Annotated in this window: 9 protein-coding genes; 5 read left to right on the forward strand and 4 right to left on the reverse strand. The window is 58.9% G+C overall.

Translation table 11 applies throughout. The features are described 5' to 3' along the window. Window positions 1-14: 14 nt before the first annotated feature. Window positions 15-2,480 (forward strand): M1 family aminopeptidase, encoded by a 2,466-nt coding sequence (locus CFT68_RS01865; RefSeq protein ID WP_088841726.1) that lies wholly within the window; start codon window positions 15-17, stop codon window positions 2,478-2,480. 104 nt (window positions 2,481-2,584) lie between these two features. Here the strand turns inward: CFT68_RS01865 and CFT68_RS01870 are convergent, their stop codons facing one another. After that, window positions 2,585-4,426, reverse strand: coding sequence for a serine hydrolase (locus CFT68_RS01870; RefSeq protein ID WP_088841727.1), 1,842 nt, complete (start codon window positions 4,424-4,426; stop codon window positions 2,585-2,587). A 28-nt stretch (window positions 4,427-4,454) separates the two neighbouring features. Then, on the reverse strand, window positions 4,455-5,573 hold the full coding sequence (locus tag CFT68_RS01875) for a helix-turn-helix domain-containing protein (RefSeq protein WP_088841728.1): 1,119 nt from the start codon (window positions 5,571-5,573) through the stop codon (window positions 4,455-4,457). A 241-nt stretch (window positions 5,574-5,814) separates the two neighbouring features. On the opposite strand from CFT68_RS01875, the gene CFT68_RS01880 reads away from it, so the two are divergent. The 4 genes from CFT68_RS01880 (at window position 5,815) to CFT68_RS22235 (ending at window position 10,580) form a co-directional block, all read left to right on the forward strand. Beyond that, the gene (locus CFT68_RS01880) at window positions 5,815-8,439 is read left to right on the forward strand and encodes an MGH1-like glycoside hydrolase domain-containing protein (protein WP_088841729.1); all 2,625 of its coding nucleotides are present in this window, start codon (window positions 5,815-5,817) and stop codon (window positions 8,437-8,439) included. 230 nt (window positions 8,440-8,669) lie between these two features. Beyond that, window positions 8,670-9,374, forward strand: coding sequence for a dienelactone hydrolase family protein (locus CFT68_RS01885; RefSeq protein WP_088841730.1), 705 nt, complete (start codon window positions 8,670-8,672; stop codon window positions 9,372-9,374). Window positions 9,375-9,558: 184 nt separating this feature from the next. Further along, window positions 9,559-10,284, forward strand: a complete 726-nt coding sequence (locus CFT68_RS01890) for a tellurite resistance/C4-dicarboxylate transporter family protein (RefSeq protein ID WP_088841731.1) — start codon at window positions 9,559-9,561, stop codon at window positions 10,282-10,284. Beyond that, the gene (locus tag CFT68_RS22235) at window positions 10,269-10,580 is read left to right on the forward strand and encodes an SLAC1 family transporter (RefSeq protein WP_262490702.1); all 312 of its coding nucleotides are present in this window, start codon (window positions 10,269-10,271) and stop codon (window positions 10,578-10,580) included. The genes CFT68_RS01890 and CFT68_RS22235 overlap by 16 nt, the downstream gene beginning before the upstream one ends. Before the next feature lie 137 nt (window positions 10,581-10,717). On the opposite strand, the gene CFT68_RS01900 is transcribed toward CFT68_RS22235, so the two are convergent. After that, window positions 10,718-11,173 carry a molybdopterin oxidoreductase gene (locus CFT68_RS01900; protein WP_088841733.1) on the reverse strand — a complete coding sequence of 152 codons (456 nt, stop codon included), beginning with the start codon at window positions 11,171-11,173 and terminating at the stop codon, window positions 10,718-10,720. Window positions 11,174-11,185: 12 nt separating this feature from the next. Next, the gene (locus CFT68_RS01905; protein ID WP_088841734.1) at window positions 11,186-13,477 is read right to left on the reverse strand and encodes a molybdopterin oxidoreductase family protein; all 2,292 of its coding nucleotides are present in this window, start codon (window positions 13,475-13,477) and stop codon (window positions 11,186-11,188) included. Between the last annotated feature and the right edge of the window lie 341 nt (window positions 13,478-13,818).

A 13,818-nucleotide genomic window follows, 5' to 3' on the forward strand; every position in this document is an offset into this window, starting at 1 on the left:
ACCTTGTTTCTATAATGCGCAACCTCTTATTGCTAGGCCTGGTAGGCCTGCTCGCAACTGCAACGGCTTCCGCTCAGCAGCCGGTTTCTACTACCTACCGCACCACCGAGCGTAAGATTAATGCGCTGGTACACACCAAGCTAGACTTGCGCTTTGATTACGCCAAGCGCTACGCCTATGGTCAGGAGTGGCTGACGCTCAAGCCGGTGGGCTACGCTACCGACTCGCTGCGGCTCGATGCCCAGGGCATGGATATCAAAGCGGTAGGCCTACTAATGGGCCAGCAGACGCAGCCTCTGAAGTTCGAGTACAATCAGCAACAGCTGCTGGTGCACCTGGGCCGCCAAGTGCCGGCCGGAGAGGCCTACACGGTCTATATTGAGTATACGGCCAAGCCCGAGGAGCTGCAGGTGAAGGGCAGCAAAATCATTTCCGATGGTAAAGGTCTGCACTTCATCAACCCCGATAGCGCCGTGGCCGGCAAGCCCGTGCAGATCTGGACCCAGGGCGAGACGCAGGCCAACTCCGCCTGGTTTCCCACCATCGATAGTCCCAACCAGAAAACCACCTCCGAAATCAGCCTGACGGTGCCCGCCAAGTACGTCACGCTGAGCAACGGGGCTCTGGTAGGCCAGTCGGCGGCCGGGCCGGGCCTGCGCCGCGACACCTGGAAGATGGACCAGCCGCACTCGCCCTACCTGTTCATGCTGGCCGTCGGCGACTTCCGCATCACGAAGGATACCTGGCGTGGCAAGGAGGTCAGTTATTACCTGGAGCCCAAGTATACGGAGCAGGCCCGCACCATTTTCGGCAAAACGCCCCGCATGCTGGAGTTTTTCTCCCAGCGCCTCGGGGTAGAATATCCGTGGAATAAATACGCCCAGGTAGTAACCCGCGAGTACCCGACCGGCGCCATGGAAAACACCACCGCCTCGCTGTTCGGAGAGCAGGCCCAGGGTACCCCACGGGAGCTGCTGGACTGGGAGTACAATGGCGTGGAGCGCGAAATAGCGCACGAGCTGTTTCACCACTGGTTCGGCGATTTGGTAACGGCTGAAAGCTGGAGCAACCTGACCGTGAACGAGTCGTTTGCCAACTTCAGCGAGGTGCTGTGGGCCGAGCACGAGTACGGCCCCGATGGCGGCGCGGCCCAGGCCGACCGCAGCCTACGCAACTACCTGCGCAGCCCCGGCAACTACACGCTGCCACTCGTGCGCTTTCAGTACAACGACAAGGAAGACCTCTTCGATAACGTGAGCTACCAGAAGGGCGGCAGCATCCTGAACATGCTGCGCAGCTACCTCGGAGAAGACGTTTTCTTCGCGGGCCTCAAGAAATATTTAACCCAGAACGCCTTCGGCAACGGTGAGGCCCACCAGCTGCGGCTGGCGCTGGAAGAGGCCTCGGGCCAGGACCTGAACTGGTTTTTCAGCCAGTGGTACTATGGCGTAGGCCACCCCGTGGTAAGCATTGATTACGCCTACGATGCGGCCCGTAAGGAGCAGGCCGTGACCATTAAGCAAACCCAGCCGGGCCAGGTGTTCCAGCTCCCGATGGCTGTGGATGTGTACCAGAACGGCAAGCCCCAGCGCCACCAGGTTGTGATGCGCCAAGCCACCGAGACCTTCCGCTTCCCGGCCGCCAGCAAGCCGGATCTGGTGAATGTAGACGCCGATAAAACACTGGTCTGGCAGAAGAAAGACAACAAGCCGCTGGCAGAATTCGCCTACCAGTACCGCCACGCCCCGCGTTACCAGGACAGGCGGGAGGCCCTGAATGCCGCCCAGACCCAGCTCACCGACCCGCTGGCGCAGAAAACGCTGGTAGCCGGCCTCACGGATGCCTCCCCCGAGCTGCGCAGAATGGCTGTTGAGCTGCTGGACCTGAAGAACCCAAAGCTGCGCAAAGCCGCCGCCCCCGCGCTGGCCAAGCTCGCGGCCTCCGACCCATCCGTGTTTGTGCAAGCGGCGGCACTTACGGCGCTGGGCACCCTAAAGGAGAAGCGTTATACCAAGCTGTTTGATAAGGCGCTGGAAAGCAAATCGTATCGGGTGCAGGGGGCCGCGCTGCAGGGCCTGCTGCCCTTGCAGCCCAAGCAGGCGTTGGCCCGCGCCACGGCTTTCGAAGCCGATAACAAAGGGGGCCTCACGGCGGCCTTGGTAGCTGTGTATGGCCAAACGGGTGGCCTAGAGCAATGGCCGCTGGTGCTGCAGAAGTTTGATGCGGCTGACCCAAACGGCCGTTTCGAGATGATGGCTGGCCTAGGTGAGATGCTAGGCCACCTCGACGATACCACGGCCCTCACGCAAGGCATCACACGCATCAAAAATATGGCTGTGGAGTTCAAGCCTTACGGAGTGGCGGGCGGCCTCACAAACCTATTGCGCCAGATTCAGCAGCAACACGCCACGCGCCCCAGCGCCGCGCAGGTTTCTACGCTGGTAGAGCAAGCCGCAGCCGAGATTCAGGCCGCAAAGTAGCGAGCAGCAAGCCAAGGCTTGAGGAGCAAGTCCGGGTATGCAAACCGGACTTGCTCTTCTTGTTCTTATGCTAACGCTTCAACCCCAGACAGATGGTTTGTTCCTCACTTCTGGGGTTGAAGCGTTAGCAGCTTCTCCTGCAGGTCTTTGTCCTCAGGGTTGAGGCGTAGGGCAGCTTGGTAGGAACTGATGGCTTTGGCTACCTGGCCCTGCCGCGCGTGTAAATCGCCCCAGCGGGCAAATACCACAGCCGACTGCGGAAACTGCTCCTGGGCCAGCGTTAGTAGGCCCTCGGCCGCGGCTAGCTTCGCCGGTCGGCTGTTCAGTAACTCGTAGGCCATGTAGGTAAGCTGATAATCATTTAAGTGCAAGGCACGATAGCCCGCTACAGCTTCCGCAACGCGACCCAAGCGCAGGTATTCGCCGGGCAAAAGGTCGTCGTTGGCCAGGCGGGGCATTGCTTGTTCTGCGCCCAGCATCCGGAAGCCCGTAACAGCACCGGCCCCATCCCGCTCAAACACGCCTCGCAAGGCATAATCCGTGAAAGCTACCGTATCGGTCCCGACAGGGTACGTCAGGATTTCGCTGCCGTCATTAATCGTTTCCAGCAAGTGGTTTCCCTGTCGGCGGAAGGTCAGGACTTCATCGGGGCCACGGCGGTAGCGGCCGGCGTAGGCGGCTAGCGTTTGCGCCGGAACTTGGGCAGGGCGGATGGCCGCAGGGAGGAAATAGGGCCAGTTATACACCTCTGCCACGGCCCGCCGCAACTCCTTGCCCAGCTCGGCCGCCCCGTTGTTATTGTTCATCATGATGACAACCCCATTGCCGCCCGTTACGCTCCCCATGGCGTAGGCCAGAAACCCTGCGTTTACGCCCGTATGCTCAAAGTAGCGGCTGGTTTCATCAGTGCGGTCGGCGCGTTGCAGCAGGAAAGCCCCTAGGCCCATCTGCTCGCGGTAGGTGCCGCTTGATACATCTGCCTGCGGCGTGAGCATGGCTTTGGCCGAAGCCTGCGTAAGCACCTGCCCCCGGCCCCGATAGGCTTGTTGTATTTCTATCAGCAGGCTTGCTAAATCAGCTGGGGTAGAGTAGAGGCCGGCCGGGGCCTGCTGCGGATACACATACGGCACGCCTTTAAACCAGCTATTCTCAGAATAGGCCCAGGCGGCCCGGCGCTGGAGGGAGGCGGGTAGTGGCTGCGCGAAGGTAGTAGAGCGCATTTTTAGGGGCCGGAAAAGCCGCTGATCAGTTAGGGTGGCGAAATCCTGGCTCAGGGCGTCCATCAGGGCCAGCTGGGCCACCAGGTATCCGCCTCCGGAGTACTGAAAACCTGTGCCGGGCTCCTGATTTACCACTACGGGGCGGGTTTCGGCCTGCGGCTGCCCACTCAGAATATCCACCACGGAAGGCAAAGGTTTCGCGCTCGGCACAAACCCAAAATACGCCGACTGACTGGTGCCGCCCTGGTGGCTCAGCAGCAGGCGCAACGTGACGGGGCGCTTGCGCGTGAAATCATTTTCAGGAAGCTTCCAAGATGTTAAGTAAGTATTGATGGGCGCATCAAGTGACAGCCGTCCTTGCTGTACCAGCTGCATGGCTGCCATAGCGGTAGCCAATTTGGAGATAGAGCCCGCTGAGAATAACGTAGATGGCGTGACCGGAATTTGAGCAGTCGTGTCGGCTAATCCGTATGCCTTTACCCAGTCGATTTTGTAGTTCCTAATGACTGCTATACTCAGGCCCGGTACGCGGTGGTAGCGCATGCGCTCTAGCAGGTTCCAGCCCTGCAGCCCCTCCACCGGTACGTAGGGCAGTAGGCTGTTTTCCACCTGTTGAATGCGCGAGGAGACCGAAGCAGAACTCGTCCGGGCAGGCACCTGAGCATGGGCAGGAGGTGGCAAATGGGTGCTCAGCAGGAGCAGGCAGAGGTAGAAGGGTAAGCGCATCGGTTAGGGGCTTAATGATGCGGCAAACCTAAGTCTGGGCCGATACCGAATCGTCCCGAAGGGTAGGATGGTACTTCTTTTGGTAGTCTTTGGGCGTACATCCCGTCTTTTCCTTAAACACCCGGTTGAAGGTGGTTTTCGAGTTAAAGCCCGCTTCTAGGGCCAGGGCCAGCACCGTAAGCCGCTGCACATCAGGGGTGAGCAGGCGCCGCTTTACTTCCTCCAGCCGGTAGCCATTCACGACATCATGAAACGACTGGCCTAGGCCAGCGTTCAGTAGCTGCGATACCATGTTGGAGGTAAGGCCCAAGTGTTGAGCTAGGACATCGAGGGTTAGGTCTGGATTTCGGTACAGGTGGTCTTGCTCTAAGGCTGCTACCAGGCACCGCAGATGCTCAGGATCGGGGAGGGGCACCGACGCTGCGGAGGCTGATGAAACTGTAGCCGTCAGTAGCTCAGACGAGGTGAGGTGGGCTGTCAAGCTTCGGTTCTGGAGCCAGCCTATGAGTGCCAGCGCGTAGGCCAGTAGAGGCAGCACAAGGCCCGTGAGGTAAAACGTAGGAGCGCCCGGCGGCAGATAATATCGGTTGATAAATGGGTCGAGGGCAGCCAGCACATAAAACACGCCCAGGCCAGGTAGCGCCCAGCCCAGCCAGCGCGGGTGGCCACCGTGTGTACTCACAAGGCGCCACGCTAACCGGGCGTACACCAGCACCGAAAGCACAGCGCCGTAGTGTTCCAGGTAGCGAGTATAAGGCTTATGAACGGTCAGCCAGAACCAGGTTTTGGTATCGAACGATTGGGCGGCCACCACCACGTAGAAAAGTAGCTGCAGCGCCACTGGCACGAAGTGTGGCCACCGTAAGGGCGGACGATTACAGCGGGCTAGCAGGTAGTTAAGCAGCAGCGGCCCAAAGCTCCAGGAAAAGAACAGCGGAGTGAAGTATAGCCAGCGGTTGCGGAAATACACACCTGATCGGCTCAAAAAGTAGTCGGCTACCTGTAGCGTTAGGCCTAGCAGCAGGAGGGCCAGCCAGCGGTTAGCTGCCAGCCGAGGCTTAGCTATCAGCAAGTAAGCGCCGGTGGTGAGTCCCTGCACTAGGCAGAAGAGCTGAAAGGCAACGGCCAGATCAACGTGAACGAGCATCGGGTGGCAGCAAGGTAAGTAGTCCTAAGATAAGCATCTTACAGCCCCACTCGTACCTCCACCGTAGCAACCATCCTTCGCAAAAAGCAGTAGGGCAGAACTTCATTCAGCCAGATCGGGCCTTTCCTCCGCGGAACCCCGACCTTTGGCCATGTGCCGGACGCGCACCGCGCTAACCGACACCATTTCTTGAGTATGCGCAAACCTTTATATTCAAGAAAGCCACGAGCTACAAATTGCAATGACGCAGGAACAACTACGCTTAGCGGAATCAGCCGCTCCCACAACCCCCTGGAAGAAATTCGGGCCGTACCTCACCGAGCGCCAGTGGGGTACCGTGCGCGAAGATTATAGCCCTGAGGGCAACGCCTGGGAATATATTACCCACGATATGGCCCGCAGCAAGGCCTACCGCTGGGGAGAAGAAGGCCTGGGCGGAATCTGCGACGACCAGCAGCTCCTATGCTTTGCCGTAGGTCTCTGGAACGGGCAGGACGAGATTCTGAAGGAGCGTTTGTTTGGCCTTACCAACGGGCAAGGCAACCACGGCGAGGACGTGAAGGAGCTGTACTACTACCTCGACAGTACGCCCACGCACTCCTACATGCGCATGCTCTACAAGTATCCGCAGCGGGCGTTTCCGTACCGGAAGCTGGTGCGGGAAAATGGCCGCCGCAACCGGCAGGAGCCCGAATACGAGCTGCTGGATACCGGCATTTTCAGCAAAAGCCGCTACTTCGATGTGTTCATCGAATATGCCAAAGCCGGCCCCGACGACATCCTAATAAAAGTAACGGTTCACAACCGCGGCCCCAAGGCGGCGCCGGTGCAGGTGTTGCCGCAGCTCTGGTATCGGAACACCTGGAGCTGGGGCCATGATGATACCAAGCCCGTGCTGCGCGAAACCGCTCCCGGCACGGTGCAAGCCGACCACGCCACGCTAGGCCACTACCACTTCTACTGCGAGCAGGCGCCACCGCTGTTGTTCTGTGAAAACGATACCAACGGTGCCCGCCTCTACAACCTGCCTGCCAAGGGCCTGCATTTCAAAGACGGCATCAATGACTACGTAGTAGAAGGCGATAAGCAGGCCATTAATGCGAGACAGGAAGGCACCAAAATGGCCGCCCACTACCAGTTTACGCTGCAACCCAACGAGTCCCGCACCGTCCGGCTACGCCTGAGCAAAGCAGAAATCGGGGCGGCTTTTTCGGATTTTGATCAGGTCTTTCAGGCTCGCCAGCAGGAGGCCGATGAGTTCTATGAATGCATTCAGGAAAACCTGCCCGACCCCGATGTGCGCAACGTGCAGCGCCAGGCCTTTGCGGGGATGCTCTGGAGCAAACAGTATTACTACTACGATGTAAACCAGTGGCTGGAAGGCGACCCAGCCGTGCTTACGCCGCCCCCCGAGCGCCGCAAAGGCCGCAACCACCACTGGCGCCACCTGCACAACGCCGACATCATCTCGATGCCGGATAAGTGGGAATACCCGTGGTATGCCGCCTGGGACCTGGCCTTCCACTGCATTCCGCTGGCTATGGTAGATGCCGGCTTCGCCAAGCACCAACTCCGCCTGCTCACCCGCGACTGGTACATGCACCCCAACGGCCAGCTGCCGGCCTATGAGTGGAACTTCTCGGATGTAAACCCCCCTGTGCACGCCTGGGCCACCTGGCGCGTGTATCAGATGGATAAAAAACTGCAGAACGGGCAAGGCGATACGACCTTCCTGGAGGCCGTATTCCACAAGCTGGCGCTCAACTTCGCGTGGTGGGTAAACCGTAAGGATAAAAGCGAGCGGAACATCTTCGAGGGCGGCTTCCTGGGGCTTGATAACATTGGCGTGTTTGACCGCAGCTCCGCGCTGCCCACGGGTGGCTTCATTGAGCAGTCGGATGGCACGAGCTGGATGGCCATGTTTGCCCTGAACATGATGCGCATGGCGCTGGAGCTGGCCAAAACTAACCCGGTGTACCAGGACATGGCCAGCAAGTTCTTTGAGCACTTCCTCTACATCGCCGATGCCATGACCCGCGGCGGCGACGGCCTTTTTAACCTCTGGGACGAGGAAGATGGCTTCTATTACGATGTGCTGCACACGCCCGATGAGGAGCGCACCAAGCTGAAAGTGCGCTCGATTGTGGGCCTGATTCCGTTGTTTGCGGTAGAGGTGATTGAGCAGGATTTGCTGGACACCATGCCCGAGTTTACGGCGCGCGCCCGCTGGCTGATTGACAACCGGCCCCACCTGGCCCAGCTGGTTTCGCGCTGGGAGGAGCCCGGGAAGGGCGCCCGGCATTTGCTGGGCCTGTTGCGGAGGTCGCGCCTCAAAAAGCTGCTCACCCGCATGCTCGACGAATCAGAATTTCTCTCCGACTACGGCATTCGGGCTATGTCGCGCCACCACCTGGAGCATCCCTATGTGTTCAGCACCGAGGACGACGATTTTGTGGTGCAATATGTGCCCGGCGAGGCCGAAAGCAGCATGTTTGGGGGCAATTCCAACTGGCGCGGCCCCATCTGGTTTCCCATCAATTTCCTCATCATCGAGTCGTTGCAGCGCTATTACTTTTACTACGGCGAAAACTTTACCGTGGAGTACCCAACGGGCTCGGGTACGCTGCTGAATCTAAATCAGGTAGCTACGGCACTGGCCGGCAGGCTCACTAAGCTGCTGCTCAAGGACGAAAATGGTCGCCGACCCGCCTTCGGCGACAACGAGATGCTGCAGACCGATCCGCACTTCCGCGACAACCTGCTCTTCCATGAGTACTTCCACGGCGACAACGGCAACGGCCTAGGCGCCAACCACCAAACCGGCTGGACCGGCCTGATTGTGCGCCTGCTCCAGTTGCGTGGGTAAGCCAGTCTGGTCGTAAAATATGTCATTCCGACGAAGGAGGAATCCGGTGACTGGCCTAGAAGCTGATCCAGATTCCTCCTTCGTCGGAATGACACGTTTTGACTGGCCTAGGCCACTGGCTCTGCCTGAATAAGGTGTTCAGAATACTGGGGTTCTTCGCCGGCTCGGCAAAACAAAACCCGCAAAGCGCGCTTTAGGTAGCCAAACCTCCACGCCAGAATACTTCTTTCATGAGCTACCCAAACGCCATCAGTCTTACTGCTTCTGACAACACCCAATTCAACGCGTACACGGCTTTCCCAACCACCGAGGGGCCGCACCCCGGCATCATTTTGCTGCAGGAGGCATTCGGCGTAAATGGCCACATCCGCAACATAGCCGACCGACTGGCCCAGGCGGGTTATGTAGTAGTAACGCCCGAGATTTTCCACCGCACCGCCGAGCCGGGCCTGGAAATCCCGTACTCGAATTTTGCCGGTGCTTTGCCGCACTACAACGCCATCACCAATGAAGGGCTGACGGCCGATGTGCAGGCCTGCTACAATTGGCTGCTAGGCCAGTCTGGTGTAACGGATAAAATTGGGAGCATCGGGTTTTGCCTGGGCGGGCGCGTATCGTTCCTCACCAATGCCGTGCTGCCGCTTTCGGCGGGCGTATCGTACTACGGCGGTGGCACCCACACCCTCACCGACCGCGCCAAAGATCTGCACGCGCCCCACCTGTTCTTCTGGGGTGGCCTAGATGCGCACATCAGTAAAGAGCACATTGCTCAGGTAACGGACGCCGTAGATGCTGCCGGCAAGCCCTACATCAACACCGTTATATCCTACGCCGACCACGGTTTCCACTGCGACGAGCGCCCGAGCTATCACCCCGAAGCCGCCGCCGAGGCGTGGGCCCTCACGCTGGCTTTCTTCCACGAAAAGCTGCGCTAGGCCAGTAGAAGGCCTGTCTGATTTCTGGAAAAAGCGCCTGATGGAAACGGCAGGCGCTTTTTTTGTGCCCAAGCGTGTGGCAGGCAGCCGTATTGAGCAGCGTGAAAGCAAGAACTCGACTTTAACCTGTGCCGGATAGGCAAAGTATAGTGGCCTAGGCCAGTATGTAGGGCCCGCTCTCTTGATGAAAAAGCTATTTCAGCAGTTCCCGCCGGCCTACTTCGCGCTGGTGATGTCCACCGGAATCATTTCACTGGCCGCTGATGGACTGCAGCTTACTGCCGTTGCGGAGGGGTTATTTTATCTGAATCTGGTGCTTTATCCGCTGTTTCTGCTGCTGTTGTTGCTGCGGACCGTAACGGCATTTGAGGGGCTGCGCACCGAGCTGACTTCGCACAAGAAAGGGCCTCTTTTTCTGGCGTTTGTGCCAGCTACGTGCCTGCTCGGCAACCAGCTCGTGCAGCTACGGCAACAGACTGGCCTAGGCAATGCGCTGTGGGTGTTGGCGGCCGTTTCCTGGGTGGTGCTGCTCTACAGCTTTCTGTTTGGCGTGAGTGTGGGCGAGGAAAAGCCAGATCTGGAAAAGGGCTTTAATAGCGGCTGGCTGTTGCTGGTGGTAGCCACGGAAGCGCTGGCCGTGCTCGGCGCCAAGCTGCTGCCAAGCTGGAACATAGCGCCCGAAATAAGCGCGTTTGGTTTGCTAAGCCTGTTTCTGCTTGGTGGCTTGCTCTACGTGGTGCTCATTACGCTGCTGGTCTATCGGCTTACCTTCAAGCCCTTGGGCGAGGAAGAGGTAGGCGCTGCCTACTGGATAAGTGTGGGTGCCAGCGCCATTGCGGTACTGGCCGGCGCCAGCATAGCTACTGGCCTAGAGCAACACCAAGGCTGCCCGATTTGCTGCCCTTCGTAAAGGGAACCAGCCTGCTTTTCTGGGCTGTGAGCACATGGTGGGTCCCGTTGGTAGCGGGCTTGTGCCTCTGGAACCACCTGAAAACCCGCCCAGCCTTCACCTACGCACCCACTTATTGGAGCATGGTGTTCCCGCTGGGCATGTACACCGCCGCAACCCTGCGGCTTTCCGAAGCGCTCAAACTGCCGCAGCTGCGGGTTATACCAGCCTACTTCATCTACATTGCCCTGCTCGCCTGGCTCCTGACGTTCGGCGGCATGCTCTACCATTTTGCCACGGCTTCCGCGAAGAAGTAGAATGCTCTAGTATGGACGTCATGCTGAGCGCAGCCGAAGCATCTCGCGTGCTGAGGTTGGGCTAGTAACTCAACGATTCGAGCGAGATGCTTCGACTGCGCTCAGCATGACGGCCTTTTAGGCACTGTCTACACAGCCTAGGCCACTACCAGCGCCTGCGGAGCGGCCTGCTTAATGCGGGCCAGTAGCCAGGCCACCTGGCGTTTGGTTTCGGCTTGGAACTCGCTGCAGGCTGCTTCCAGCTCTTTGTCGCGGAGGCCTAAGGCGGCGTTGCCGAGGATGTCCCAGCAAAGCTCCACCTCATTGGCCAGCAGCCACAAGTCGTGCAGGTCGCGGAGTAGGGCCAGGCTGCCGCTGCGGGGCTGGCTGAACAGCACCTTCTCCATTTCGTTGGGTTCGTCGCTTTTGTCGGCGGAATAGCGCACCAGAAACGGCTGCATTTTCCCGTGGTGGCGCACCGACCAGGCTGAGAGTTTCATGCACGTCTGTTCAATATCGGGCTCGTCTTTATGATGACGCGCCACTTTCTCAAGGGCCTCGGCCAGCTGCTTCTCGCTGTTCTCAACCAGACCCAGGTAGTTTCCTAGCTTCATGGTATGTAGGGGTTAGGGTTTGCGAATCCGGACGGCGGCGTATTTGAAGTGCGGCTGCTTGCTGATGGGGTCCCACTCCGTGATGGTCAGTTCATTGGCTGCCCTGAGCCGGTCGTCTTTATCCCAGTAGCCGTAGTGAAAGGGCATAAACACCAGCCCTGGCTCTATGCCCCCAATGCGGGCCGGCTCCACTGCCTTGCCGCGTCGAGACTCTACTTCTACAAGTTCGCCTTCCGCAATACCATAGCGCGCGGCATCCTCCTCCGATAGCTGCACAAAGCCCTCCGGCGCAGCCTCATTTAAAGCCCGGGAGCGGCCCGTTTTGGTGCGCGTATGGAAGTGGTACACCACCCGGCCGGTGGTAAACCACAGCGGGTAGGCCTCGTCGGGCTGTTCATGGGGTGGCTCGTAATCCGTGGCTTTTATGAAGGCCTTGCCTTTGGGGTCGTTGGCCTTGTAGGCCTCTGCCTGAACCTCGGTGCCCGTTTCCAGGTCGTAGCCGTAGGTTTCGCAGTATTCGGGCTGGGTATTGAAGATGTGGTCGGGGTAGAGGTGCTCGGCGCCGTTGGGGTACTGCTCGTTGCAGGGCCACTGAATGCCGGAGCCCTCGCTGAGCTTGGCGTAGCTCATGCCCGAGTAGTCGCAGGGGCGGCCTTTGCTGCACACTTTCCAGGCCTCGAAGGCTTCTTCCGGCGTGTTCCAGCTGATGAGCGGTTGCCCGTCCTTGTTGCGGAAATCCATGCGGCGGGCGTAGTCCAGAAAGATATCGAAGTCGGAGCGAGCCTCGCCGGGCGGCAGTATAGCCTGGTAGGAAATATGAACGGTACGGTCGGTGTTGGTGAAAGTGCCCGTTTTCTCACCCCAAATGGCCGTGGGCAGCACCACATCAGCGTATTGCGCTGTTTCGGTCAGGGAGGCATCCTGCACAATGATGAACAGGTCTTCCTTCTCCAGAATCTTGCGTAGGCGGGGCAGGTCGGGCATCGATACGGCCGGGTTGGTTGCACTGATCCAGAGGAGCTTAATGGAGCCCTGCTCGCAATAGTGCCAGAGCTGCATGGCATGCGTGGGCGGGGACCAGTGCGGAATAATATCAGGGTCGACGTTCCAGATGCGGGCCAGTTCCTGAATGTGCTCCGGGTTGCTCCAGTTGCGGAAGCCCGGCAGGTCGCCATCGGCCCCGCACTCCCGGGTGTTTTGGGAGGTTGGCTGCCCGTTCATCTGCAGAATGGCGTTTCCCTTGGAGCCAATCAGCCCCCGAATCAGGTGGATGTTATTAATCTGCACCGCCGCTGCCGTAGCCTGCATCGACTGATACACACCCTGCAGTGCCGTAGAAACCAGCGTTTTACTGGTGCCTAAGATCAGGGCTGCGGCCAGCAATTTTTCGGCGGGCACTCCCGTAAGGGCTTCTACCCGCTCAGGAGTCCACTTTTCCACGGTTTTGCGCAGCTCCTGAAAGCCCAGCGTGTGCTGCTTGATAAACTCGTGGTCGAGGTGGTCGGCCTCAATGAGCAGGTTAAGCAGGCCATTGAGTACGGCCGTGTTGGTTCCGGCGCGGGGCGCCAGGTGCACCGTGGCCTTCTCGGCGGTGAAAGTCAGGCGCGGATCAATGACCACCAGCTGAGGCGGGTTGGGCCCTGCCAGCCGATCCAGAATGCGGGCCCAGAGTACCGTTTGCTGCGAGGCCATGTTGTGGCCTACGAGCAGCACCGCTTCCGTGGTGTCGAGGTCAGTGTAAGAGCCCGGCTGCCCATCAGTCCCGAAAGAAATTTTGAGGGCTGCGGCGGCTGTGGCGGTACACAGGCGCGTATTGCCATCCATGTGCGGCGTGCCCAGGCCCGCTTTGCCGAGCACCCCCAGGGTGTAGTATTCCTCAATAAAGAGCTGGCCTGACGTATAGAAGCCCAGCGCCCCACTAGTATGCTCCCGAATCAGGTCTTTGGAGTGCTGCACAATCAGGCTCATAGCCTCATCCCAGCTGGCTTCCTGCAGCACCCCATCGCGCCGGATCAGAGGCTTGGTGAGACGGTCGGGGCTGTGGTTGGCTACCCAGCCATGAAGGCCTTTTGGCCCCAGGCGGCCTTTGTTTACGCGGTCGGCAGCGCGGCCCCGCACCCCTACAATCCGGCCTTCCTTCACCCCAATATCCATCCCGCAGCCATTGGAGCACAGCACGCACGCTGATTGGACCCACCGTTCGGGCTCTTCCTCCGTGTGCTCATCCACGCGCGAAGGCCACTGGCCTACGTAGCCAGTGCGTGGCCCCCAGATATCGATGATGCTGTTGCGGGTTTCTTTCATGAGAAATAGTTTTTGGATTGAAACGAGTTTCAAGCAGGGGTGAAGGAAATGAAGCCACGGCCATTTACTTCCTCAGAAACTGTAGGCCCCTAACGCTTCCGTTCGGGTAAACTCAAGCTGTACTACGTGTGTTCGCGGAAAAATGGTAAGTCAGATAATTACTATTTTAATTTTATTTTAATCTTAATAAGTGGCTTTAGGTACTGGAATGGATGATATGGTTCAGCTTTAGAGCAATCGGCCAGACGCGGCGTGTTGGTGAATGGCATTATGAATTGCCAGGGAAGTCAGTCCAATGCAACCACTCTTTGCTGCCAATGCAGGCCTTTGTGGCACCCGAA

Origin of the sequence: Hymenobacter gelipurpurascens (assembly GCF_900187375.1) — a bacterium.
GTDB classification, from domain to species: domain Bacteria; phylum Bacteroidota; class Bacteroidia; order Cytophagales; family Hymenobacteraceae; genus Hymenobacter; species Hymenobacter gelipurpurascens.